The organism is Anaerohalosphaera lusitana, assembly GCF_002007645.1.
Taxonomy (GTDB): Bacteria; Planctomycetota; Phycisphaerae; order Sedimentisphaerales; family Anaerohalosphaeraceae; genus Anaerohalosphaera; species Anaerohalosphaera lusitana.
In genome coordinates this window covers 1,310,322-1,334,789 of the sequence record NZ_CP019791.1, presented here as the reverse complement: position 1 = coordinate 1,334,789, position 24,468 = coordinate 1,310,322, and the positions used below count along the sequence as shown (strand labels likewise).

At 55.5% G+C, this 24,468-nt stretch carries 17 protein-coding genes; 6 read left to right on the top strand and 11 right to left on the bottom strand.

Annotated elements, in window-relative coordinates; all coding sequences use genetic code 11:
* Positions 1-132 precede the first annotated feature (132 nt).
* Entirely contained in the window at positions 133-1,068 is a 936-nt protein-coding gene (locus STSP2_RS05680) for an IS110 family RNA-guided transposase (protein ID WP_146660693.1), read from the top strand.
* Positions 1,069-1,327: 259 nt separating this feature from the next.
* On the opposite strand, the gene STSP2_RS05675 is transcribed toward STSP2_RS05680, so the two are convergent.
* Positions 1,328-3,553, bottom strand: coding sequence for an NADP-dependent isocitrate dehydrogenase (locus STSP2_RS05675; protein WP_146660691.1), 2,226 nt, complete (start codon positions 3,551-3,553; stop codon positions 1,328-1,330).
* 599 nt (positions 3,554-4,152) lie between these two features.
* Between STSP2_RS05675 and STSP2_RS05670 the strand changes: the two genes are divergently transcribed.
* Positions 4,153-4,485: a hypothetical protein gene (locus tag STSP2_RS05670; protein WP_146660689.1), complete on the top strand. Its 333-nt coding sequence runs from the start codon at positions 4,153-4,155 to the stop codon at positions 4,483-4,485.
* On the opposite strand, the gene STSP2_RS18035 is transcribed toward STSP2_RS05670, so the two are convergent.
* The 4 genes from STSP2_RS18035 to STSP2_RS05650 form a co-directional block, all read right to left on the bottom strand.
* Positions 4,458-4,991, bottom strand: a complete 534-nt coding sequence (locus tag STSP2_RS18035; protein WP_169852969.1) for a transposase — start codon at positions 4,989-4,991, stop codon at positions 4,458-4,460. The genes STSP2_RS05670 and STSP2_RS18035 overlap by 28 nt on opposite strands.
* Before the next feature lie 11 nt (positions 4,992-5,002).
* Positions 5,003-5,497 carry a helix-turn-helix domain-containing protein gene (locus STSP2_RS05660; RefSeq protein ID WP_146659256.1) on the bottom strand — a complete coding sequence of 165 codons (495 nt, stop codon included), beginning with the start codon at positions 5,495-5,497 and terminating at the stop codon, positions 5,003-5,005.
* 136 nt (positions 5,498-5,633) lie between these two features.
* Positions 5,634-6,113, bottom strand: a complete 480-nt coding sequence (locus tag STSP2_RS18030) for a transposase (RefSeq protein WP_418202207.1) — start codon at positions 6,111-6,113, stop codon at positions 5,634-5,636.
* Between the two features lie 65 nt (positions 6,114-6,178).
* Positions 6,179-6,673, bottom strand: coding sequence for a helix-turn-helix domain-containing protein (locus STSP2_RS05650; protein ID WP_146660687.1), 495 nt, complete (start codon positions 6,671-6,673; stop codon positions 6,179-6,181).
* A 91-nt stretch (positions 6,674-6,764) separates the two neighbouring features.
* On the opposite strand from STSP2_RS05650, the gene STSP2_RS05645 reads away from it, so the two are divergent.
* Both STSP2_RS05645 and STSP2_RS05640 read left to right on the top strand, forming a co-directional pair.
* Entirely contained in the window at positions 6,765-7,490 is a 726-nt protein-coding gene (locus STSP2_RS05645) for an outer membrane lipoprotein-sorting protein (protein WP_146660685.1), read from the top strand.
* A gap of 30 nt (positions 7,491-7,520) precedes the next feature.
* Entirely contained in the window at positions 7,521-8,525 is a 1,005-nt protein-coding gene (locus STSP2_RS05640; protein ID WP_169853016.1) for a carboxypeptidase-like regulatory domain-containing protein, read from the top strand.
* A 516-nt stretch (positions 8,526-9,041) separates the two neighbouring features.
* Here the strand turns inward: STSP2_RS05640 and STSP2_RS05630 are convergent.
* On the bottom strand, positions 9,042-10,553 hold the full coding sequence (locus STSP2_RS05630; RefSeq protein WP_146660679.1) for an MATE family efflux transporter: 1,512 nt from the start codon (positions 10,551-10,553) through the stop codon (positions 9,042-9,044).
* Positions 10,554-11,231: 678 nt separating this feature from the next.
* Between STSP2_RS05630 and STSP2_RS05625 the strand changes: the two genes are divergently transcribed.
* On the top strand, positions 11,232-12,167 hold the full coding sequence (locus tag STSP2_RS05625) for an IS110 family RNA-guided transposase (RefSeq protein WP_146660677.1): 936 nt from the start codon (positions 11,232-11,234) through the stop codon (positions 12,165-12,167).
* A gap of 259 nt (positions 12,168-12,426) precedes the next feature.
* Here the strand turns inward: STSP2_RS05625 and STSP2_RS05620 are convergent, their stop codons facing one another.
* Positions 12,427-16,707, bottom strand: a complete 4,281-nt coding sequence (locus STSP2_RS05620; RefSeq protein WP_146660675.1) for a BACON domain-containing protein — start codon at positions 16,705-16,707, stop codon at positions 12,427-12,429.
* Between the two features lie 199 nt (positions 16,708-16,906).
* Between STSP2_RS05620 and rsgA the strand changes: the two genes are divergently transcribed.
* Complete coding sequence (rsgA, locus tag STSP2_RS05615) at positions 16,907-17,986, top strand: ribosome small subunit-dependent GTPase A (protein ID WP_146660673.1); 1,080 nt, start codon at positions 16,907-16,909, stop codon at positions 17,984-17,986.
* A gap of 467 nt (positions 17,987-18,453) precedes the next feature.
* Here the strand turns inward: rsgA and STSP2_RS05610 are convergent, their stop codons facing one another.
* The 4 genes from STSP2_RS05610 to STSP2_RS05595 all read right to left on the bottom strand — a co-directional run bounded on the left by STSP2_RS05610 (position 18,454) and on the right by STSP2_RS05595 (position 24,418).
* On the bottom strand, positions 18,454-20,358 hold the full coding sequence (locus tag STSP2_RS05610) for a tetratricopeptide repeat protein (protein ID WP_169853015.1): 1,905 nt from the start codon (positions 20,356-20,358) through the stop codon (positions 18,454-18,456).
* Positions 20,359-20,542: 184 nt separating this feature from the next.
* Positions 20,543-21,157, bottom strand: coding sequence for a V-type ATP synthase subunit D (locus STSP2_RS05605; protein WP_146660669.1), 615 nt, complete (start codon positions 21,155-21,157; stop codon positions 20,543-20,545).
* Positions 21,158-21,181: 24 nt separating this feature from the next.
* Positions 21,182-22,588: a V-type ATP synthase subunit B gene (locus STSP2_RS05600; protein WP_146660667.1), complete on the bottom strand. Its 1,407-nt coding sequence runs from the start codon at positions 22,586-22,588 to the stop codon at positions 21,182-21,184.
* A gap of 54 nt (positions 22,589-22,642) precedes the next feature.
* The gene (locus STSP2_RS05595; RefSeq protein WP_146660665.1) at positions 22,643-24,418 is read right to left on the bottom strand and encodes a V-type ATP synthase subunit A; all 1,776 of its coding nucleotides are present in this window, start codon (positions 24,416-24,418) and stop codon (positions 22,643-22,645) included.
* Positions 24,419-24,468 lie beyond the last annotated feature (50 nt).

Below are 24,468 nucleotides of genomic sequence, written 5' to 3'. Positions count from 1 at the left end.
AGCGAGATCGTCCCACCCTGGGGCCTTGAGCCCGAAGGTAGCCTGATCCGCTGTCCAGACGTGTTTTTAACCCGAACAGTCGCAAGGGACATCTTAACAGATGAACCCGCATTTGCAAGGAAGGGAATTGACATGGAACTTTTTGTTGGAATCGATGTTTCGAAGTACTTTTTTGATGTTTGCTGTGGCGTCGATGGGAAGGTCAGCCATTTCGACTACAATCAGCAGGCAGTTGCAGAATGTGTCAAGATGTTAGAGCGAGTAGAGCCGACGCTGGTGGTGCTGGAATCCACTGGCGGTTATGAGCTGCAGCTTGCACTGGCGGTACAGGACAGCGGGCTTTCAGTCGTTATTGTAAATCCCAGTCGAGTCCGTTCTTTTGGCCGGGCCTGCGGCAAGATAGCCAAGACCGACAAGATCGACGCAAGGACCATTGCCTGGTATGCATCGGCGTTGAGGCCGCAAGTAAGAGGAAGGATCAATCGCAAGATGTGCAAATTAAAGACTCTGACGGCACGCAGGAGGCAATTGGTTGATATGAGGACGGCAGAGCGTAACCGGCTCGAGCATGTTTTCGAGAAGGCAATAAGACGCAGTGTCGAGGCGGTGGTAAAAACGATTGAACGTGAAATTGGCAAAGTCGAATCCGCGATGGCTGAACATATTGATGATGATCCGCAGCTTCGAGAAAAGGTAATTAAAATGAGAACCGTACCGGCAATTGGCGAAGTGACTGCTTCAATGATCGTATCGGAACTGCCGGAGATTGGCAGCTTGAACCGCAGGCAGATCGCATCACTTGTGGGGGTGGCGCCGATGAATCGTGACAGCGGCCTGATGCGGGGCAAGCGTACTACCGGCGGTGGACGCAAGGAGGTCAGGACGCGGCTGTTTATGCCGACGTTGGTGGCGATACAGCATAATCCGGTGATTAGGAAGTTTTACAGGCGGTTACTACAAAACGGCAAGGCGAAGATGACAGCGGTGGTTGCGTGTATGCGAAAGCTGCTCACGATAATCAATTTTATGCTGGCGAAAAATGAAGAATGGAAGCCAAATTCGGCTTGATTTTAATAACAGTCGCTACACTATTATTAGGAATAGACATGCACCTTTTTAGCGGGAAAAACTCAAACAACCTATGAATTTAATGCCAATATCAAAACCTGTTTTGCAGGTTCGCGCCCCATACTTTCTCCATCGGCCGGATATGAAACACCTCCATGTCTTCATCAAAAATCTCGTCTGAACTTTCCCTCCCATTGCAGACAAAAAAAGCCGACAGCCCAAAGAGCCGCCGGCCGGAAAAACCAATCCACATCAAAAACTATATCGCGTCAATGATCGCGTTCAGCGTCTCGCTCGGCCTCATCGCCTTCGCCGTCTTCTCGACATCCGGATGATAACCGCCGATGTCGACCGCCTCACCCTGCGCCGCCAGCAGCTCATCATTGATCTTCGCCTCATTCTCGCCCAGCGCCTTCGCAACCGGCCCGAACTTGGCCCGCAGGTCTTCATCCTTCTCCTGCCCCGCCAGCGCCTCCGCCCAGTACATCGCCAGGTAGAAGCAGCTCCCGCGGTTATCAATCTCGTTCACCTTTCGTGAAGGAGCCCTGCCGTTCTCCAGGTACTTACTGATCGCCGCATCCAGCGTCTCGGCCAGCACCTTCGCCTTCGCGTTCCCGCTCTTCTCCGCGATCAGCTCCAGCGACGGCATCAACGCACAATACTCACCCAGCGAATCCCACCGCAGATGCCCTTCACGCAAAAACTGCTGCACATGCTTCGGAGCCGATCCGCCCGCACCCGTCTCGAACAGCCCGCCACCTTCCAGCAACGGCACGATCGACAGCATCCGCGCCGACGTCCCCAGCTCCAAAATCGGGAACAGATCCGTCAGGTAATCACGCAGCACGTTCCCCGTCACCGAGATCGTATCCTTACCCCTGCGTATCCGCTCCAGCGAATACGCCATAGCATCAACGGGCCGCATGATCTTTATCTCCAGCCCGTCCGTATCGTGCTCGGCCAGGTACCGCTCGACCTTCTTGATGATCTGGGCATCGTGGCCGCGCTGCTCGTCCAGCCAGAACACAGCCGGACTCCCCGTAGCCCGCGCCCGATTCACCGCCAGCTTCACCCAGTCACGCACCGCAACGTCCTTCGTCTGACACGCCCGGAAAATATCGCCCGCCTCGACCGTCTGGCTCAATAGCACCTCGCCGTCCGCATCGACAACATTGATCGCCCCATCCCCCGGCGCGACAAACGTCTTATCGTGCGAACCATACTCCTCCGCCTTCTTAGCCATCAGCCCGACATTCGAAACGCTGCCCATCGTCGCCGGATCGAACTGTCCGTTCTCCTGGCAGTCCTCGATGATCCGCTGATACATCGTCGCATAACTGCGGTCCGGTATCATCGCCACCGTATCCGCCCGCTCATCGTTGCGGTTCCACATCTTACCGCCGTCCCGCACAACCACCGGCATCGACGCATCGATGATCACATTGCTCGGCACATGCAGATTCGTGATACCCTTATACGAATCCACCATCGCCAGCTCAGGCCGCTCCTCGTAAACCGCCTCGATATCCTTGCGAATCTCCTCCGCCTTCTCAGCAGGCAATTTCTCCAGCTTAGCGTAAATATCCGCAACACCGTTATTCACACTCGCCCCGACCTCCTTCAGCGCCTCGCCGTGCTTGGCCAGCGCATCCTTATAAAACACCGAAACGCAGTGCCCGAATATGATCGGATCCGAAACCTTCATCATCGTCGCCTTCAAATGCAGCGACAGCAGCGCCCCCTCGTCCTTCGTCCGTTCCATCTCCTTTTCAAAAAATTCCCGCAGCGCCTTCACGTTCATCACCGACGAATCCAGCACCTCGCCTTCCTGCAGTGCGATCTCTTCCTTCAGCACTTCCTTGTCTCCGTCCGCACCGACAAACTCTATCTTCGCCGTCGTCGCCGCTGGCAGCGTCACGCTCTTCTCACTCGCGAAAAAGTCCTTATCGTCCATGCTCGCAACCCGCGTCTTCGAACCGCTCTCGGGCCACGGCTTCATCATCTTGTGCGGATGCCTCTTCGCAAATTTCTTCACAGCCGCCGCCGCACGCCGATCCGAATTACCCTCACGCAATACCGGGTTCACCGCCGACCCCAGCACGACCGCATACCGCTCCTGTATCTTCTTCTCCTCCGGCGTATTCGCCTCCTCCGGATAGTCCGGCACATCATATCCCTGCCCCTGAAGCTCCTTGATCGCCGCCTGCAATTGCGGTATCGAAGCACTTATATTCGGCAGCTTCACGATATTCGCCCCATCCGTCTTCGCAAGCTCACCCAGCTCCGTCAGATGATCCCCGATCCGCTGCTCTTCGATCAGTTTCTCGGGGAAATTCGCAATGATCCGCCCAGCCAGCGAAATATCCTTTATCTCCACCTCAACCCCGCAGCTATGCCCAAACCCCCGCACAACGGGCAGAAAACTGTAACTAGCCAACGCAGGTGCTTCATCAACTTTGGTCCACGAAATTCTCTTTGTCGCCATTCTGATATCCCTCGATTCCAATTCACTAAGACGCCAGCCAATCATTGACTGCTCTATATAAAATTAAAAACTGTTTACAATGATATCTAAACATCACACCCGCAAGCGCGGATGTAAACGAAAAAGCCGCCTCAAAGCAGCTTCAAGCCAGCATGCTACCCCCACCCCCCAAAACTGTCAATCAAAACCCAACGGATTACGTAGGAATCACCCCTAAACCCGCACAAACCAAACGCCGACAACAGGCCCCAAAAACCGCGCCCCAAAATCCAATTGGCCCCATCCTACTCTGCTGCTGAGTGCGGTTTGGGGGGGCTTGTTATGGATGAGCTAGTTTTTTTTGTAGAGTTTGAGATTGCCGTTCCGCCTTTGGCGGCTCGCAATGACAATTTTTATTTTGAGTGCGTGGGTGGTGAGGACCGGAAAACATGAGCTTTGTGTTTGTGAGCGTGGTGGGAAGTGGGTGCATGTTTGAATATTAATTTCGGACAAACTGGCGGGATTGTTTTTGGGGGAAGCAGAATTGTCGGTATAATGGTTTGGCTTCCCGTCATTTGATTTGTCCGTTGCGATCGATGTTTTAACTCTGGTGCGATGAGATGGAATTTGATTTTCAGGCATTTTGCGGCTGGGTACAGGAGCGGGGGATGGTTCGTGCGGAGTCTAAGACAGAAGCCAAAAGGATTCTGCGTTCGCGTGGTTATCGGTGGTGCCGGGTGTGGCGCAAGGGTACGGTGCCGTGGTGGTCGAGCAGGTCTTGGGGCGCGAAAGAAGGCGGCTGTGACTGGATGCATTTTCCGCTGCGTAAAGTTCATGAGGATGACTCAACTGTTGTATATAAATCTTACAACAGTATTGCTGGCAACATAATTGGGACGCTGTTTGTGGCAATGCTAGTGCCGTTTCAATTATCTAAGTTTAACTTTTGCTGATTTTTTTTATTGCGATATGCTACGTATCTATTCAGAGCGATTTTAAGCTCATTGTGGTTTTGATAATTAGTTCCGCGTATGACGAATTCCTTAACATGGGTAAACTGACATTCGATAGGATTTAGCCATGATGCGTTGGTCGGCGTCCAGATCAGATGAATATTGTTCTCGCGACAGTACCGCAGAACCTTGTCCTTGCGGTGCGGCGAGAAATTGTCCAGTATCAGATGGATCCGCTGGTTCGCAGGATACTTTTTCCTGGTCAGTTTCAAAACTTCCAAGAACTCCTGATGCCGCTTGCGTGGCCGAACATATCCCCAGAGCTTTTTCTGATGGACATCGTAAAACGCCAGCCAGTGCTGAACGCCGTGTTTGCGGGTATAGGTCGCAGGCAGCCTCTTGGGATGGTCGGTATGACAGTAATTCCGGCCTGGCTGAGGACGAATCTCCAGCGGTCCGAACTCGTCGAATGATATGGTCGGCCCGTTTGAGGCCGGCTGGTTCACATATCTGCGAATTAGTTTTTTTTAGACTTGAGATTGGGGTCGTTGCACTCTTTCCACGTCTTTGTCCGCCGGAGCTTGACCTTCTTTTCACGCAGGATGGTCCTGAGTGTTTCAATGCTGATCGTAGGAACGATCTTTTCCTGGACAAGATATTCACGCAGTTTTTCCAGGGACCACCGCTTAAAAGGGCAGTCCAGAAGATCGGGCGGACATTTTGCAGTCTCGGCAATAATGGCCTTGTCGTCCTCGGTAAACTCCGGCGGTCTTCCCGGCCGGGGCTTGGGCTCCAACGCCTTAAGGCCGCGTTGGTTAAAGTCTTTGATGATGGCCCTGACATGGTGCGGCGAATAGTGAACCAGCTCGGCGATAGCAGGAACTTTATAGCCCTGGTTAGAGGCAAGAATGACTTGGCCGCGACGAATCTTGATTCGGCTTTTGCTGCTGCGGAGTATCCGCTGAATTTGCTGGCCTTCACTGGTACTGAGGTCTCTGGCGTACAGACACATAAGAAATCCCTTTCTCTGCTTGTAAGCGTGAAATTATTTCTTCGTGTCATTCTATATAATACCAGATTATGCATGGCGCAAGTCTTAAATCATGGAAAAGTTAAAATTATATTTTTGAAACGGCACTAGTGCCGTTTCAATTATCTAAGTTTCGCTTTTGCTGAGTTTTTTTATTGCGATATGCTACGTATCTATTCAGAGCGATTTTAAGCTCATGGTGGTTTTGATAATTAGTTCCGCGTATGACGAATTCCTTAACATGGGTAAACTGACATTCGATAGGATTTAGCCATGATGCGTTGGTCGGCGTCCAGATCAGATGAATATTGTTCTCGCGACAGTACCGCAGAACCTTGTCCTTGCGGTGCGGCGAAAAATTGTCCAGTATCAGATGGATCCGCTGGTTTGCCGGACACTTTTTCCTGGTCAGTTTCAAAACTTCCAAGAACTCCTGATGCCGCTTGCGTGGCCGAACATATCCCCAGAGCTTTTTCTGATGGACATCGTAAAACGCCAGCCAGTGCTGAACGCCGTGTTTTCGGGTATAGGTCGCAGGCAGCCTCTTGGGATGGTCGGTATGACAGTAATTTTGGCCCGGCTGAGGACGAACCTCCAGCGGTCCGAACTCGTCGAATGATATGGTCGGCCCGTTTGAAGCGGGCTGGTTTACGTATCTGCGAATCAGTTTTTTTTAGACTTGAGATCGGGGTCGTTGCACTCTTTCCATGTCTTTGTCCGCCGGAGCTTGACCTTCTTTTCATGCAGGATGGTCCTGAGTGTTTCAATGCTGATCGTAGGAACGATCTTTTCCTGGACAAGATATTCACGCAGTTTTTCCAGTGACCACCGCTTAAAAGGGCAGTCCAGAAGGTCGGGCGGACATTTTGCAGTCTCGGCAATAATGGCCTTGTCGTCCTCGGTAAACTCCGGCGGTCTTCCCGGCCGGGGCTTGGGCTCCAACGCCTTAAGGCCGCGTTGGTTAAAGTCTTTGATGATGACCCTGACATGGTGCGGCGAATAGTGAACCAGCTCGGCGATAGCAGGAACTTTATAGCCCTGGTTAGAGGCAAGAATGACTTGGCCGCGACGAATCTTGATTCGGCTTTTGCTGCTGCGGAGTATCCGCTGAATTTGCTGGCCTTCACTGGTACTGAGGTCTCTGGCGTACAGACACATAAGAAATCCCTTTCTCTGCTTGTAAGCGTGAAATTATTTCTTCGTGTCATTCTATATAATACCAGATTATGCATGGCGCAAGTCTTAAATCATGGAAAAGTTAAAATTATATTTTGGAAACGGCACTAGAAGCGACAAGTATCACTACAATCGGATGCTGTATGATGGAGAGGAGGCTTTTTCGTTTATCAGGGTGAAGGAGCATTCCAGTATCAAGCATGGTACAGTGATAAAAACATTCGTTGATGAGCAAACAGATCTGTCGCCCTTCTCTTTCAGGCAATCGCCTTTAGCAGGAGTTATCGGTTTCTGCGAAGAGGGGCCGAGGAGTATTGAAAAGATCGTCGGGGGTGCGAAAGGAAAGGTTCGGGTTCACGGGCGGCAAGAAATGAAAGGTTCGCAATGTCATGTGGTCAGTATTGACAGCAAGTATGGGTATTACAAGCTTTGGCTGGACCCGGAGCATGGATATAATGTGGTCAGAGCCAAATTCGATCTGGACGCGGGTGATATAGACAGGCTGGGCAAAGTGATGCCGAAGGGAACGTGGGCCAGGCGAACTTATGCTGTTGAAGAGTTCGCTTTGATTGAGGACATCTGGGTGCCGGTTGCATATCGCATAACGGATGATTCTATATTGCCCGGGGGATACTATAATAAGGCGAAGACAAGTTTTAAAATTACTTCAATAGAACTGAATCCAGATCATGAAAAGATGGGGTCATTTGCTCTCGATGAAGTGCCTGACGGCAGCCTGGCGATGATCTCGGGGCAGCGTCGTGAATATGTTTGGCGGGATGGTGAGTTGGTTACGTAATAGATGGTGATTTATCAAAGGAGCAGAGTTATGCGTTGTGACGGGTTGGTTTTTATTGCGTCGCTATTTGTTTGCGGCTGGTGTGTGGCGGTAGAGGGAGATGGGCGTGCTGAGAAGTCAGACGAGAAGGAGGAGCAGGTTTACAGGTTGTCAGGGAGTGTTGACGGGCCTGCGTTGAGTTCGACCTGGGAGGAATGGTTTGAGGAGCTGGAGGGGGCAGCGGATAAGAAGGAACTAAATGCGATATTATTTGACGGGCCGGGGAAAGGTGGGCCCGCTGTTGGGGCGACGGTGAGGGTGGTTGGCCGGGATGTCACGAGAGAGGCGGTTGCGGACGAGGAAGGGAAGTTCAGTTTTGATGAACTGCCGAGGGGATATTATAAGGTTTATGCGGAGAAGGTTATAGAGAACGAGCGGACGGGTAAACAGGTGGTTGCTCGTGATGAGAGCCATAGTATCGATCTGAATCGGGGGGACAGGGTCGTGAGGCTGGGGCTGCTGAAGGATAATTTTATTACGGTTCGGGGGTGGGTGCGTGATACAAACGGGAAGACGCTGGCGGGCGTGAAAGTTGTAGGGGTGACGGCACCGAAGTATAACGGACCAACCGGAGAAACTGCTGAGGAGGAACGGTTTATAAAGAAGCGTTATGGGCAGCAGGTGGTGAAGGCTTGCAGTGATGAAGAGGGAAGGTTTGAGCTGGCGGGGTTTCAGGGTAACGGGCTTAGAGGAATATTGAATTACCTGGTAAAGGCTAATCCTGAGAAGTGCGGATATAATTTCTTTGTGGATATTCTGGCGAACCGGACGGGGTCGGCGGTGCAAGTGAAGCCGAAGCGTGTGCCGCTGGTGAGCGAGGAGTCTCTTTATAGGGCGAGACGGATAATCGGGGCCGCGAATAAGGTTGCGGAAAGGACGGGAGGTGAGGTCTTGCAGGAGAAGGAGGAGTTGCCTTATTTGCTGCCGATGATAGATGGAAACGTGATCGAAGGGGTTGAGGTTGTCATGGAGGTGGTGGATGAGCAAGGAAACTAGGCCAGTGATTATCAAGACAAATATAATATGGGATATCTTGGCAGGGTTGCTGTTTTTATTTGCGGCATAGTTTGTTTACCAGGTAGATATGCCGGAATCGCAAAGGCTAGCAAAAACGTTCGCTTACGGTGGACTTGCACCATGGATGGTTTTGGCCGTAAGTTATTGTGCAGGGCTGCGATGGCGTTTTTTGAAGGAACTGCTTGATGCTTTTTATGTATTAGGGGTGCTGTCGTATGTACTTTTTTATCTCGTGGGCGTTGATGCCGGTTGGAACCTCTTAAATGAGCTGATCATTTTTTCGTTGATCTTGTCGGCGATTTTGTGGTTCATGAGGAGGCATGTTTTTGCGGATAAGGGGTAGGGATAGAGAGACGTTTAACAATTGGCCAAAGGAGAATTGAGTCGCTTCGCGACGGCTGTTTTATGCTGGGTCCCGGGTCAAGCCCGGGATGACACTCTTTTTTGCAACGGCTGGAGACGGGTTGTTTGGATGGGCTTTTCTGCGGGTGGGAGCTATTGTTGAGCTTTTGAGACTGGTTGGGGGTGGGATTCTTCGTGGGGGTTGTCAGTTGTGTCGTCTGTTGGGTACGGTAATTCTATGTCGTCTACTGGGAGTGAGGGGGCGTTGGCTGGGGGCGCGTTTGGGGCGGATTCTATGACTCGCATTGTTTTCCATTTGCCGAGAATGAAGCGGGTGAAATAGACGCATGCGATGGTTAGCATGTAAAGTGTCGAGAGGGCCCAGAGGGTGTAGATGCCTGCACCTGCTCGAACGGCGATCCAGGCGGGGATGGCCATTAGGAGGTAGCCGAGTGAGACGGAGGAGATCATGACGAAACGGGTGTCGCCTGCGCCTTTGAGTGCGGAAGAGAACATCATGTTCGCGGTATTGCAGATGGCGTGGACGGAGACAAAGAGCAGGATGGTTCTGATGATAGGTATTATGCGGTTGAACTGTTCGGGGTCGGCGTTCGAGGAGAAAGGGAAGATGAACAGGTCGGGAACGGCGATGTAGCCGACGGCGAGGGTTGTCATGTATGTGCCGGTCATGGCGAAGGCGGACCATGTTGATCGCTGGGCGAGGTGGGGCTGGTCGGAGCCGAGTCGCTGGCCGACGAGGGTGGAGACGGCCATTGCGAAACCGAACATGGGCATGAACGAGAGGGAGTTTATCTGCATGGCGACAGCGGTGGCGGACATAGCGGTTTCCGAGACCTTGCCTGAGAGACCGAAGAAGAGTGTCCAGCAGATCATAGAGAGGAAGAAGTGCAGGCCGTTTGGCAGGCCGAACCGGATCATGCGGGCGAAGAGGAGGCGGTCGGGCTTGATGCCTTTGAGGGTGGAGTATTTATGGCGGTAGACGGGAGCGAGATAGAAGTAGAGGAACAGGGTCATCTGGAGGGTGGCGGAGAGGACGGTCGCCCAGGCTGCGCCGACGATGCCGAGGCGGGGGCAGCCGAACTTGCCGAAGATCATGATGTAGTCGAGGATGATGTTCAGGGCGGTGCCGGTGAGGGTTATGTACATTACGAGGCGGGTTCTGCCGCGGCCGGTGAAAAAGCATGAGATGGCGATGGAGACGAGGGCGGGGGTTGCACTTATGCAGATTATTTTGAAGTAGGCGGATTCGTACTGCTGGATCTGGGGGGAGTGTCCAACGAGTGCGAAGAAATAGTCAGCGAAGGGGATGAGAAGGAGCATGACCATGCCGGCGAGGAGTGCGAGGTAGACGCCCTGTCCGACTGCGTGACCGACTCGGTCGTGGCGTTTGGCGCCGGTGTACTGTGCGACGAAGGTGTTTACATAGCCGACGACGCCCTGGAAGAGGCTCATGACGGTGAAAGCGACCATGCCGGCGAGCATGGATGCTGAGATGGCGTTGGAGTCGTACCAAGTGAGGAAGGTTCGGTCGGTGAAGGTTTTGAGGCCGTGCGCACCGGTGGAGAGGATCAGCGGGATGGCGATGACTAGCACCTCGCGGAAGCCGGCGGGACGGGACCAGTGATTTTTCAGTTTGTGCAGCATCCGGTGAATGTAGCATAATGGGCTTGGCCGGGCAACGGATTTCGTGCAGAATTGGGGAGATGAAGCTGTGCGTTTTTTTGGGTATATTTTGGGATTGTCTCTTCGCTGATCGCGATGACATTTTTTTGGTGTGGGTACGGGTAGTTCGGTATGCGTGTTGTGGGTGAGCTAACTTTTTAGTAAAGCTGGAGATTGCCGCGTCGCCTTCGGCTCCTCGCAATGATAAGAGTGTGGTGCTGGACGCGATTGAGCGGTGCGGTATGCTTGTTATGGAAGAGCAATCTTTTTTGTGAGGTTTGAGGTTGCCACGTCACTTCGCTCCTCGCAATGACAGTTTTTGGCGTGGGTGCGAGTTTTTGTGATGAGGGACAGTTTGGGTGCGGTGTCGTTTGCGGGGGTTGTGCGGTGTCGTTGGGTGGTGCGTGTAGGCGTTGGGTTGCGTGGGCATGGCCCACCCTTGTATAATGTATTAAAGCGACGTTTGGATACGAACGAGTTAATGTTCGGGTCGGTTGGTTGCCTGCAGGCAACCAACCGATCACGGGCAGCGAGATCGTCCCACCCTGGGGCCTTGAGCCCGAAGGTAGCCTGATCCGCTGTCCAGACGTGTTTTTAACCCGAACAGTCGCAAGGGACATCTTAACAGATGAACCCGCATTTGCAAGGAAGGGAATTGACATGGAACTTTTTGTTGGAATCGATGTTTCGAAGTACTTTTTTGATGTTTGCTGTGGCGTCGATGGGAAGGTCAGCCATTTCGACTACAATCAGCAGGCAGTTGCAGAATGTGTCAAGATGTTAGAGCGAGTAGAGCCGACGCTGGTGGTGCTGGAATCCACTGGCGGTTATGAGCTGCAGCTTGCACTGGCGGTACAGGACAGCGGGCTTCCAGTCGTTATTGTAAATCCCAGTCGAGTCCGTTCTTTTGGCCGGGCCTGCGGCAAGATAGCCAAGACCGACAAGATCGACGCAAGGACCATTGCCTGGTATGCATCGGCGTTGAGGCCGCAAGTAAGAGGAAGGATCAATCGCAAGATGTGCAAATTAAAGGCTCTGACGGCACGCAGGAGGCAATTGGTTGATATGAGGACGGCAGAGCGTAACCGGCTCGAGCATGTTTTCGAGAAGGCAATAAGACGCAGTGTCGAGGCGGTGGTAAAAACGATTGAACGTGAAATTGGCAAAGTCGAATCCGCGATGGCTGAACATATTGATGATGATCCGCAGCTTCGAGAAAAGGTAATTAAAATGAGAACCGTACCGGCAATTGGCGAAGTGACTGCTTCAATGATCGTATCGGAACTGCCGGAGATTGGCAGCTTGAACCGCAGGCAGATCGCATCACTTGTGGGGGTGGCGCCGATGAATCGTGACAGCGGCCTGATGCGGGGCAAGCGTACTACCGGCGGTGGACGCAAGGAGGTCAGGACGCGGCTGTTTATGCCGACGTTGGTGGCGATACAGCATAATCCGGTGATTAGGAAGTTTTACAGGCGGTTACTACAAAACGGCAAGGCGAAGATGACAGCGGTGGTTGCGTGTATGCGAAAGCTGCTCACGATAATCAATTTTATGCTGGCGAAAAATGAAGAATGGAAGCCAAATTCGGCTTGATTTTAATAACAGTCGCTACGGGCGGTGGGTGTTATGGGTGTGATGCGGATGATCGTTTGGGGTGCCGATGGTATGAAGGGCTAATTTGGAGGTCGCTTCGCGACGACTGTTTCTATGCTGGGTCCCGGCTCGGAGGCCGGGATGACAATCTTTTTTCGCGATGTTCTTTTATGCTGGGTCCGGGTGAGGCGGATGACAAACGGGGTGGTGGGAAAAAGAACGCAATTATTATATTGGGGTTGAGTCGGTTGATTCGTTTTCAGTTTTGGGTTAGCCAGTGGTCGGCGAGGATGATGAGGTCGGTGAGGTCGACGGTGGTGTCGGTGTTGAAGTCGGAGGCGTATGGCTGGTTGGGGTTGTTGGGGAAGGCGTTGTAGTCGGTGGTGAAGCGGGCGAGGTCGGCGAAGTTTATGAAGCTGTCGCCTGTGAGGTCGGGGTGGAAGTTGGAGGGGTTCGGGGATTTTGATGCGTGGGGTGTGTTGCCGAATGCCCCGAGGTTGGCGCGGTTGCCGTGGGGGAAGGGTTCGAGGTACCAGGGTGCGTATGGGTCGGCTGCGTCTATGGAGGGCGAGGTCAGGGTGTCGTACAGCCAGGCGGCGAGGTAGGGGTCATAGCGGCCGTGGGCGGAGAGGAGGTGGAAGTCGGAGCTGTTGGGGTCCGCGAAGAGCGGGTCGGCGGTGAAGTTCGTGGGCAGGTAGATGAGGCCGGAGTTGGGAATAGACGGATCGGCGGACGGGAGCGGGGTCTGGAGGTCGGAGTACGCGATGGTGGGTTCGGCGTTGCGGTCGATTCGTATGATGGGGCCGTGGACGGCGAAGTTGTTCCAGATGATGGAGTTGGTAATGACGGGCTGGGCGCTGGTGAGGTATGCGGCAGGGCCGAGGTCGGCGATGTTGTTGGCGATGGTGAGGTTTGTTAGCGTGCCGTTGTGGTTGGCAAGGGCGGCGCCCCATAGGGCGGTGTTGTGGGCGAAGGTGGTGCTGGTGATGTTGGAGTTGAGGGTGTAGGCCGCCCCGCCGGTGGAGAGTGCGGAGTTGTTGAGGAAGGCGGAGTTGATGATCGGGCCGATGGAATTTGCAATGGCGCCGCCGAAGTTTGCTGTGTTTTGGGTGAAGGTGCAGGAGTCGATGGTTATGCTGCTTTGGTCAATCGCGCCGCCTGTGCGGGCGTCATTGGCGGTGAAGGTGGTGTTTGTAAGGTTGACGGTGGAGTTTGCTATAGCGCCGCCGCGGAGGTGAGCGGAGTTTGCGGTGAAGACTGAGTTGGTGATGGTGAGGTCGGAGGTTGTTATCGCCCCGCCGATGCGGGTTGCGGTGTTGTCGGTGAATGTACAGTCGGTTATGGTTGACGTTGAAGAGGCGATGGCGGGGCCTGCGGCGGCGAGGTTGTTGGAGAAGGAACTGGAGGAGATAGAGCCTGCGTGGTTGTAGACGGCGGCTCCCTGGTCGGCGGTGTTGGCGGTGAAGATGCAGTTGGTGAGGGTCGGTCGTTCGGCGTTGGCGCAGTAGAGGGCGGCGCCGAGAGGGGCGGAGGCGTGAGTGATGGTGAAGCCGTCGATTAGGGAGTCGGAGGATTCGCCGTGGTTGAAGGTGAAGGCGCGGGAGAGGTTTTCGCAATCGATGACGGTTGCGGCTGGGCCTGCGGTGGAGCGGAGGGTGAGGGGTTTGCCGGTGAAGTTGAGGTTTCGGTTTGCGGGGCCGGCGTACGTGCCGGGGGAGACGAGGATGGTGTCGTGGGGCCGGGCGGCTGAGATGGCTGAGGAAAGGTCGGGGTAGTGAGCGGGGACGCGGACGGGGCCGACGCGGAGGGTGACGAGGATCTCGAAGGTATCGGCAGTGGTGGTGACGGTGATGGTTGCGGTATGGAGGCCCTCGGTGAGGGCGGCTGGGGAGGCGGTTATGGTGACAAGGTCGGGCGGCTGGGCGGTTGAGCCTGCAGTGGCGGAAGCTGTGAGCCAGCCTGCGGCGGGCGGGATGGTAAGCTGCCAGTCGATGGTGCTGGGGCCGAGGTTGGCGATGCGGAGTGTTTGGGTGAGGTCGGAGGTTGTGTCGGGGTACGCGGTGAAGGTGAGGTCGGTGGGTGAGACATTAAGTGTCGGTTCGATTGGCGGTAGATATTCGAAGGCGCCCATGTCTACGGCGGGGATGGTGTCTCCGTTGCCGTCGAGTGAGCGGGGGTTGGAGGCGAGGTCGGATTCTGGCAGGTCGATGAGGGTGGAATCGGAGAGGCCGGCGTCGATACAGGGTGAGGAAGGGAGGAGGGTGAGATCGGAGCCTGGGGAGATGGGGTCGAAGACGTTTGTGAAGTAAGGCGGAGCGGCGGTGTTTGTTGTGTTGGGAACGGAGAAGTATTGGATGCAACTGTAGGTCGGCTGGGCTGAGTTTGAGAGCTGGGAGTGGGTGTCGGCGGTGTTGTAGTAGATTATGCAGTTTGTAATGCGGGCGGATGAGTCGGCGACGGCACCGCCTCGGGAGGCTGTGTTGTAGGCTATGGTGCAGTTGGTAATGTCGGTGGGTGAGCGGTAGACGGCGCCGCCGATCTGGGCGGTGTTGGCGGTAATGAGGCAGTTGGTTATTGGGCCGTAGCAGTGGGCGAGGGTGCCGGCGAAGGAGGAGTTTTGGTAGAAGCGGCAGTCGGTGATGGGGCCGAAGTGCTGGGCGACGGCGGAGCCGTGGACGTCTGCGGTGTTGTTTGTGAAGGTGCAGCGGGTGATGGGGCCGGTGCTGCCGTGGACGGCGGTGCCTTTGTCGGAGCGGTTGTTTGTGAAGGTGCAGTCGGTGATGGCGGGAGATGAGAGGCAAGCGTAGACGGCTGCACCGCGGGATGCAGCGAAACAGTTGGTGAAGACGCAGTTGCGAATGGTGGGGTCGGAGTTGAAGCAGTAGATGGCGCCGCCGTCGTATGTGAGTCTGTCGCCGATCTGGTGGGCGTAGCCGTTAGTGATAGTGAGGCCTTCGATGATGGTGTCGCGAGTTTCGTTTACGTTTAGAAGGAAGGCGCGGGCGGAGTTGGTGCAGTCAATGATGGTTACGTCGGGGCCCTGCTCGGATGTGATGGTGAGGGGTTTACCGGCGAGGGTAATGTCAACATTGCCGGGGCCGGTGTATGTGCCGGGAGCGATGGCTATTGTGTCGTAGGGGGAGGCGAAATCGACGGCGGCCTGGATGGTTGGGAAATCATCGGGGACTGTGATATGATCAGATTTTTTGAGTCGAACCGTTATGGTTGCCGGCGCGTTGAGGGCGGAGGGTGCGAGAATGTCGAAGTAAGTGGAGTAGATGCCGTCGGGCAGATTTTCGGCGGTTGCGGTGAGGGTGAGGAGTTCGGACTGGTTGGTGGAGAGCTTGCCGGAGAGCGGGGAGACGCTGAGCCAGCCGGGAAGCTGATTGGGATCGACGGTCCAGGTGAAATTGCCGGTGCCGATGTTGGAGATGGTAAGCGTCTGGGGCTGGGGCGGCTGGGAGTTGTGTACGAAGGTGAATTCGGTCGGGTCGGCGTGGAGGATGGGCTGGAGCGCGTGGATGCTTAATTCGATGGGGACAGAGAGAGGTGAATTGGCCGCAGCGGGGCAGAGTATCTGCAGATCGTGGGTATATGTGCCTTCGGTGAGGGCCGCTGGGTCGACGGTGATGCTGACGGGCTGGGGGAAGGTGCTCGATGCTGTTGCTGTCAGGGGTGAGACGGTGAGCCAGTCGGGAAGTTGGGCGGGTTCGATATGCCAGTCGAGGTCGGCGGATGTGGATTCGAGATAGAGGGTCTGCGTTGTTTGTTCGCCGTTTTCGAGGGCGGAAAAGGACAACTGAGCGGGGTCGGCGATGAGCTCGGGCGGGATGCCGCCGACGGTGTCGAAGGTTATCGGTATGCTGTTGGGGCTCTGGCTGGCGGTCGGTGCAACTATGACGAGTTCGGTGGCGTAGAAGCCGGTGGGGACTGCGTTGGGATCGGCGGTGACGGTGATGGTCCGGAAGGCGTTGGGGTCGTCGGGGAGGGTTCCACTGGCTGGGTTGAAGCTGAGCCAGGGTGATGACTGGTCGGATTCGGAGGCGGACCAGGGCATGGGGCCGGTGCCGTTGTTTGTGATGGTGAGTGTTGCGGCGGTGGTGGTGTTGGGATCGTTGGGGTCGTATAGGAAGTCGAGTTGGGTTGGTTGGACCTCGAGCTGAGGGCCTGCGTAGTTTAGGGTGACGGGGACGGCGAAGGTGTTTGGGTCGGCGGAGGATGTGAAATAGATGGTGTTGGAGTATGTTCCCGGTTGTATGCCATCGGTTGTGACGGAGACTGTCAGGACGGCGGGGTCGTTGGGGTCGGTGGCGGTGAAGCCGGTCTGCGGGTCGATGCTGAGCCAGGTGCTGGGGTGGTTCGGGTCGGCGGTGAATGGTATTGGAGCGGGGTCGGAGTAGACGCTGAGCTGTGCTGAGAGCGGGAGGGGTGTGTTGGGGTCGCAGTTGAATTCGAGGGAAGTTGGTTCGACGTTGATGAATGCAGGGCAGAGAGCGGGCGTGAGCATTATTGCCGTGGTTATCATTAAGCTGAGTTTCATGTAATGCCCCCGATATGTTCTGCGGGAATCAATGATAAGGCAGGTGGAGCGGTGCGGGCAAGTGTGTGATTTGGGGTGCCTTGGAAATTTTTGCGGGTGACCGTTCGGCGGGTGAGTGCCAGGGAGTAGTTGACAATTCGGGCGGGTGGTGTATTATTCTTCTGGAGATAGGAATAATGAGCCCGGAATTTAACAGGGAATGAGAGGTTTTGATTTGATCGATCTTCGTGAGTTAGGGTGGAACGAGTTTTTTGAGAAGAGCTTTGAGCCTTACCGGGCGAAGGGCCTGCGGGCGGCGCGGGTGGTGCGGGAGCATCGCAAGGGGTACCTGGTCTGTACGGGGGATTCGGACGTCGAGGCGGAGATGGCGGGGAAGATCGCGTATCGTGCGAAGAGCAAGGCAGAGTATCCGACGGTGGGTGACTGGGTGGCGGTGCGTGAGCTGAGGGACGAAGGGCGGGCGTTTATCGAGGCGGTGCTGGAGAGGAAGAGCAAGTTCTCGCGGAAGAGCGCGGGGCTGAGCGAGGATGAGCAGGTGGTGGCGGTGAATATCGACACGGTGTTTCTGGTAACGGATGCGTGGCAGGATTTTAACATTCGCAGGCTTGAGCGGTACCTGGTGCTGGGGTGGGACAGCGGGGCGCGGCCTGTGGTGGTGATAAACAAGTCGGACCTGTGCGAGGATACGGGCAAGTATGTCGAGCAGGTGCGGGAGATCGCGCCGGAGGTGGATGTGCGGTGCGTGAGCGCGATCGAGGGGGACGGGATCGCGGGGCTGAAGGAGTATATGGGGAGCGGGGAGACGGTGGCAATGCTGGGGTCTTCGGGTGTGGGCAAGAGTACGATCATCAATGCGATACTGGGGATGGAGCGGCAGGAGGTTAAGGACGTGCGGGCGGAGGATGGACGGGGAAGGCATACGACGACGCACAGGGAGCTGATCGTGTTGCCTGAGGGAGGTGCGGTGATAGACAATCCGGGGATGCGCGAGCTGCATATGCGGACGGATGAGCGGGGATTGGGGCGAGCGTTTGACGATATTCAGGAGATCGCGGAGGAGTGCAAGTTCCGGGACTGCATGCATGAGAACGAGCCGGGGTGTGCTGTGAAGGCGGCGGTGGAGGAGGGTCGGCTGGATGAGGAGCGGCTGGCGAACTTTTTCAGGTTGAGGGAGGAGCTGGAGCTGTGGGAGAGGCGGGATTCGGAGAAGCTGAGCAGGGGGCAGGTGCGGAAGAGGATCAAGCATCAGGCGAGGCGGGCGAGACGGCGGAAGCGGTAGGCTGATGCAGAATGGGCGTGAGGGTTGGGTTGTGCGGATGACGTTTGGTTGATGTGGGTGGCGTTTGCGTGGGGACTCGCGTCTTAGTCGACGCTCGCGTTTTGGGCGGCTGCATGCGGTTGATGAGTGTGCAATTGTTTTTGGTTGTGGGTGCGTGAGGCGTTACGTTGTCGGCTCGGAGGCCGGGGGGACAGTCTTTTTTGCGGCGGTTTCAATGGTGGATTCGGGGGGGCGCGGGAATTGCAAAAAGAGTTTCGCTTGTTATTATTATGCCAACTTTACTGTGCGGTTGAGTTTGCCACGTCGCTTCGCTCCTCGCAATGACAATGTTTTTTGGGGGGATGTTGCGTGGTGAAAGCCGCCGCAGGATTTTACAGCCGCGTCTACGACGAACATCCAGTTGGGTTCGTTCTCGGCGGGCTATGAAATTATGCGGCTAGGGAGTGCGGCAGCAGGAGGGGCATAGCTCAGGCTGATGATGTGGGGAGGCTGTCGAGTTTTTCTTCGGCTTCGTTGCGGTAGATGCTTGCGGGGTAGGTTTCGATGAACTGGCGGAGGTACTTTCGGGCGTTGGCAAGGCATTCGACCTTGAAGTCGGTCTGTTCGTGCTGTTCTTTCCATATCTTGATGTTGAGCAGGCCGAGTTCGTAGAGGGCGCGTGTGCCGCCGTCGGTGCCTGCGTAGTTGACGCTGAGCTCCTTGAGGTTTTTGCTGCGGAGCTGGGTGTCGGATATGATCATGGTTTTTGCGAGCATGATGTTGTCGTGGAGGGGGTCCTCCTCGGTTATCTTTGCGAGGAGTTCGTCAAGGCGGGCCGGGTAGTCGCGCTTGTATGGGTTGAGGCGGACGAACTCAGCGAGCCGTTGGGCAGACTGGGGGTCTTCGGTGAGATTTTCAGGGCTTATGAGCCATTGCAGTTCCTTTAGGTGGAGCTTTAGATCCTTGAGCTTGAAGCGTGTCATGGCGGTCTTTTCGGGTTTAGAGAACACGCCAAGGAAGCTGGTATTATTTATGATGGTCGGCTTTGCCTGCTTGAGCAGCGCCAGAGCGGTGTCGCAGTACTGGCGTGCGCGGTCGAATTCGCCTTTGGCGGCGAGGTGTGAAGCGAGACGTCGGCGGGCTTCGAGGGACTCGGGGCTTTGGGGGAACTCTTCGTAGAGACGTTCCCAGATGGGCTGGTTTTCCCAGTGGGCATAATCGTTGTAGAAGCGAAGTATCTCGGTTTGCTGGAAGGTGCGGATGTCGGGGGAGCATTCGTTGAGCATGGCCTTGTAGTAGAGGGCGATGGGCATGCGGTCGCAGTGGGGGCGTTCGCGGATGAAGCGGTCGATCTGCAGGAGTATTTCCTGGCGTTTGGCCTGGTAGTTGAGATTGTCGGTAACATCGAACCATTTCGGCCAGCGGTCATAGGCGAGGTTTACAGCGATATCTTTTTTTAGCTCCTGGCGGAGCTGGATGGGTTCGGTGGGGTAGAAGCCGCGTGAGAGGAGGGCTCGGGTTTTGGGGTTTTCGAGGGCGGCGTCGATGTTGTCGGTGAGTTTGTGGTCGTGGAACTGGCGGATCTCTTCGGGGTTGTTGCCTGCGACGTATAGGCGGTAGTCGAGCTCGGCGAAACCGATTGTTGTCTGGAAGATTATGAATGCTGCTGCGAGGGAGATCGCAGTGGCGGTCCAAGTGAGGCCGGGACGGTAGCGTGTGTAATGGCCGACGAGGATGACCGCGCCTGTTATGAGCAAGGCTGTGAGCCAGGCGAGAAACCAGGGTGCGTATGAGATTCCCCATTCGACGGGGGAGAGCTGTTCGGCGCCGCCGAGGAGTGCGAGGTAAATTAGCTGGGGTGCGGTGCAGAGGGCGAGAGCGATGAAGCGTGATCGGAAACGCAGGGGTCTGCATGCGACGGCGATACAGCTTATGAGCAGGGTCGCGGCGAATAGGGGCATCTGTGCGATGAAGAAGACGGCGAGGATGAACGGGATGCTGTATCGGAAACTGAGGAGCTGGGAAATTAGCAGGGGTACGGCGATCATGATGCCGAGAAGGAGCGCGAGGACCTCGATGTGCCAGGGGTATTCGAAGATGCTGAGCGGCTGGGTGGTGTGCTGGCCGAGGGACCATGTTTCGGCGTTGAAAAGAGCGGGGATGTTTTCGGGGTAAGGTGAGCCTGAGAATAGGACGGCCCAGAATGCGCACGCGATGATGAAAAGGGTCAGCGCGAGTGCCCAGCGTTTGTGGACGTTGGTGTGGCTGTAATGCAGGGTGGGGCCGACGGTCATGAAGGACTTTGCGGGTCCGCCGTTGGCTTTGCGTTTTTTGAGTTTTTTAGCCATATATAGAAAAAGGGCAGTGAGGCGCGCAATCTTATCGCGTGCCATCTCTACTCTTAAATCTCCCAATCAGTATGTCGCCTTTTTGCCTTCCTGCGAGTATTGCAGGCGGGCATGTTACCGCTTTTTACCCGGAGCTTTTGGTTTTTGTTCCCGCGTTTTACGTGGCCGGGTAAAAAGAAAAAAGGCCAGTACCCATAGGATACCGGCCTTCGTTTTAAAAATCAACCCCTTAGCCGCGGATAATGTCGGCTATCTTCATTAGTCTACTCGCGTTATCTCGTTCGGCTTCACCGAGTTTGTCGTAGATGTACTTGATGGTTTCCTTGATCTCGGGGATTACGACGTGTTCGAGAACGTTTACCCGTCGGCGAGTTTTCTGGAGTTCCTGGGCAAGCAATTGTGCCTGTTTTTCGCGTTCTGCCAGTTCGATGAGGTTGTCAAACGCCCTTTCGAGTGCCCGGAGGGCGACATCGAGTTCGCCGCTGGTGGACGAGAAGCCGTAGCACATGATGTCGCCTGAGATGTCCTTGGTAAGTTCGGGGACCTTGACGCTCATGATGCTGGCGAAGGATATTGCGAGGTTGAACTTTTTTGTGGGCACATCGATGGCGGCCCGCATGTCCTCGGGTTCCATGGTGGCGCGTGCCATCATGAAACGTCGGGTGGTTTCGAGCAGCTCTTTTTCGACGCTGTTTCGAATTTCGCGGATCGAGGACGATATTTTTACGAGCTGGCGACTAATTTCATCGCGTTTCTGGCTCAGCAGGCGGTGGCCGCGTGCGGCGAGTTCGACGCGCCTTCTGAGCTGAAGCAGCTCCATTCTTGTTGCACTAACGTTAAGCATGCAAATACTCCGGATTCAACCAAACTATTCCTGGTCGCTGGACTGGTCTTTTTGTTTTCTGAACTGGGGCATATACTTTTCGATAAGTTCGTCATCGATACGCTTGAGTTCGTTGTCGCGGAACATCGAGAGCAGATCCCAGCCGAGGTCGAGTGTCTGTTCGACCGTTCTGTTTTCGTACCAGTCCTGGCCGATGTAGCGGGCCTCGAACTGATTTGCGAACTGCATGTACTTGCGGTCCTCGTCGGACAGTGCCGCTTCGCCGAGGATGGTGGCGAGTTCCTGTGCTTCCTTGCCGCGTGCGTATGCGGCGTAGAGCTGGTTGTAGAGGTCCGCGTGGTCCTCGCGTGTCTTGCCTTCGCCGATACCCTTGTCCTTTAGACGCGAGAGGGACGGAAGTACGTCGACAGGCGGTGTTACGCCCTTTCGGTGGAGACCACGGCCGAGGATGATCTGGCCCTCGGTGATGTAACCGGTGAGGTCAGGAACGGGGTGGGTCTTGTCGTCTTCGGGCATTGTCAGTACGGGCACCATCGTGATGGAACCGTTGCGGCCCTTGATACGTCCGGCTCGTTCGTACAGTGTCGCGAGGTCGGTGTAGAGGTAGCCGGGGTAACCACGGCGGCCGGGTACTTCCTTACGTGCTGCGGAGATCTCACGGAGAGCGTCGCAGTAGTTTGTCATATCGTTAAGTACGACGAGTACGTGCATGTCCTCTTCGAATGCGAGGTACTCGGCGGCTGTGAGGGCCATACGCGGGGTCGCGATACGTTCGATTGCGGGGTCATTGGCGAGGTTGATGAACATGACGGCACGTTCGATGGCGCCTGTTTCGGTGAGGTCGTTGATGAAGAACTGTGCGGCTTCGAAGGTAATACCCATTGCTGCGAAGACCACGGCGAAGTTTTCGCCCTTGCCGCGTACGCTTGCCTGACGGCAGAGCTGAGCGGTGATCTCATCATGGGGCAGACCGGAGCCGGAGAAGATGGGCAGTTTCTGACCACGCACGAGAGGGTTGAGACCGTCGATGGTGGAGATACCGGTCTGGATGAACTCGTTGGGATAGTCACGAGCGTATGGGTTGATGGGGTTGCCGTTGATGTTGAGCTTTTTCTTTGCGATGATCTCGGGTCCGCCGTCGTTTGGGCGACCGATGCCGCTGAAGACGCGGCCGAGGATGTCGCTTGAGAGGCCGAGTTCCATGGGCTTGCCGAGGAAGCGAACGGTAGTTCTTGAGACGTCGATACCTTCGGTGCCTTCGAAGACCTGAACGAGGACCTTGTCATTTTCAACCTGCAGTACCTGTCCATGCCTGGTGGAACCGTCGGCTATTTTGATGTCGACGATCTCGCCGTACTTGGCATCTTCGATGCCTTCGACGAGCATCAGTGGACCAGCAATTTCGCTCACTGTTTGGTACTCTTTTAGCATTTTATAACTCCCGCTTATTTATGTTTGGGGTTCGTGTCGTAATATATTCTTTGTTTAGGCTCCGGCCGGGCTTAGCTGGCCGATCTGTTCGTCGATCTTGTCGTCGAGAGCCTTGATCTTGTCGATTTCTTCTTCGGGGATGAAGCTGGCTTTTGCGATGTCGTCGCGTACGCCCAGTGAGAAGATGTCGTCGGTTTCGACGCCCTTTTCGATGGCAGCGAGGCCCTGTTCGTGCAGATGCAGGATGGCTTCGAGGACGTAGTACTGCTTCTCGATGCTTGTGTGAGTGTCGACTTTGTGGAAGGCGTTCTGGTGGAGGAAGTCCTCACGCAGGGACTTTGAGGTCTCGAGGACCATTCTGTCCTTTGCGGAGATGGACTCTGCACCGACGAGACGCACGATCTCGACGAGTTCGGATTCCTGTTCGAGCAGCTCCATTGCGTACTGTGTCATCTTTGCCATTTTCTCGCCCATTGCTTCGTCATCGAAGCTGCCGGGGAGGTACTGTTTGTAGAAGGAATAACTGGTGAGCCAGTCGACAGCAGGGAAGTGACGCTGCTGAGCGAGCTTTGACTTTAGCGACCAGAATACCTTAACGACGGCGAGTGTGGCCTGTACGACCGAGTCGGAGAGGTCGCCGCCGGGAGGGCTTACAGCGCCGATGATCGAGAGTGCGCCTTCGCGGTCCGGGCCGCCGAGACACTGTACGCGGCCCGCACGTTCGTAGAAGGATGCGATACGGCCGCCGAGGTAGGCTGGGTAGCCTTCTTCGGCGGGCATTTCTTCGAGACGTGTCGAAATTTCACGCATAGCTTCTGCCCATCGGCTTGTGGAGTCGGCCATGATCGCGACGGAGTAGCCCATGTCGCGGAAGTACTCGGCGATGGTTATGCCTGTGTAAACTGACGCTTCACGAGCGGCCACGGGCATGTCTGATGTGTTCGCGAGGAGGACGACACGTTTCATGAGCGGTTCGCCTGAGTGCGGGTCCTTGAGCTCGGGGAACTCGCGGAGTACGTCGGTCATTTCGTTACCGCGTTCGCCGCAGCCTACATAGACGACGACGTCTGCGTTTACCCATTTTGCGAGCTGGTGCTGTACGACTGTTTTACCTGTGCCGAAGGGTCCCGGTACGCAGGCTGTTCCGCCCTTGCTGATCGGGAAGAACGAGTCGACGACCCGCTGGCCGGTGATGAGGACCTCGTTGGGGATGAGGCGTTTTGAGATTTTTCGGGGGGTACGGACGGGCCATTGCTGCATGAGCTTGAGTTCGTGTTCGTCGCCGTTTTCTGTCTGTACTTTGCCGACAGGTTCATCGACGGTGTATTCGCCCTCTTTGATGCCCTTTACGGTTCCGTTGACACCTGGGGGAACCATGATCTTATGGAGCATGAGGGTGGATTCCTGGACCTCACCAACGATGTCGCCTTCGCTGACGGTGTCGCCGTCGTTGACGACCGGCTTGAACTGCCATTTGGTGTCGCGACGCAGGCCGGGCAGATCCGAACCGCGGAGGATGAAGTCGCCCTGCTTTTCTCTGAGCTGGTCGAGAGGACGCTGGATACCGTCGTAGATACTTGAGATGAGACCAGGGCCGAGCTCTACGCTGAGTGGGGCGCCGGTGTTTATGACTTTTTCGCCGGGGCCGACACCTGTAGTGTCTTCGTATACCTGAATGTTGGCCTTGTCGCCGTGGAGTTCGACGATCTCTCCAACGAGGTTTTCCTCACCAACTCGGACCACGTCGTACATCCGTGCTCCGACCATGCCTTGGGCCGTAACAACAGGGCCAGCTACTTTGACGACTTTACCGGTCTGTACTTCGCTCATATCTAAACCTTCAACTATAAATAACTGTGTATTTTGAGTTTTTCGTTTTT

Coding starts and splice junctions, on each gene's coding strand:
- STSP2_RS05670 (WP_146660689.1), top strand. CDS start 4,153: ATGGAATTTGATTTTCAGGCATTTTGCGGCTGGGTACAGGAGCGGGGG.
- STSP2_RS05595 (WP_146660665.1), bottom strand. CDS start 24,418: ATGAGCGAAGTACAGACCGGTAAAGTCGTCAAAGTAGCTGGCCCTGTT.
- STSP2_RS05660 (WP_146659256.1), bottom strand. CDS start 5,497: ATGTGTCTGTACGCCAGAGACCTCAGTACCAGTGAAGGCCAGCAAATT.
- STSP2_RS05680 (WP_146660693.1), top strand. CDS start 133: ATGGAACTTTTTGTTGGAATCGATGTTTCGAAGTACTTTTTTGATGTT.
- STSP2_RS05645 (WP_146660685.1), top strand. CDS start 6,765: ATGGAAAAGTTAAAATTATATTTTGGAAACGGCACTAGAAGCGACAAG.
- STSP2_RS05640 (WP_169853016.1), top strand. CDS start 7,521: ATGCGTTGTGACGGGTTGGTTTTTATTGCGTCGCTATTTGTTTGCGGC.
- STSP2_RS05675 (WP_146660691.1), bottom strand. CDS start 3,553: ATGGCGACAAAGAGAATTTCGTGGACCAAAGTTGATGAAGCACCTGCG.
- rsgA (WP_146660673.1), top strand. CDS start 16,907: ATGAGAGGTTTTGATTTGATCGATCTTCGTGAGTTAGGGTGGAACGAG.
- STSP2_RS05650 (WP_146660687.1), bottom strand. CDS start 6,673: ATGTGTCTGTACGCCAGAGACCTCAGTACCAGTGAAGGCCAGCAAATT.
- STSP2_RS05620 (WP_146660675.1), bottom strand. CDS start 16,707: ATGAAACTCAGCTTAATGATAACCACGGCAATAATGCTCACGCCCGCT.
- STSP2_RS05610 (WP_169853015.1), bottom strand. CDS start 20,358: ATGGCACGCGATAAGATTGCGCGCCTCACTGCCCTTTTTCTATATATG.
- STSP2_RS05630 (WP_146660679.1), bottom strand. CDS start 10,553: ATGCTGCACAAACTGAAAAATCACTGGTCCCGTCCCGCCGGCTTCCGC.
- STSP2_RS05600 (WP_146660667.1), bottom strand. CDS start 22,588: ATGCTAAAAGAGTACCAAACAGTGAGCGAAATTGCTGGTCCACTGATG.
- STSP2_RS05605 (WP_146660669.1), bottom strand. CDS start 21,157: ATGCTTAACGTTAGTGCAACAAGAATGGAGCTGCTTCAGCTCAGAAGG.
- STSP2_RS05625 (WP_146660677.1), top strand. CDS start 11,232: ATGGAACTTTTTGTTGGAATCGATGTTTCGAAGTACTTTTTTGATGTT.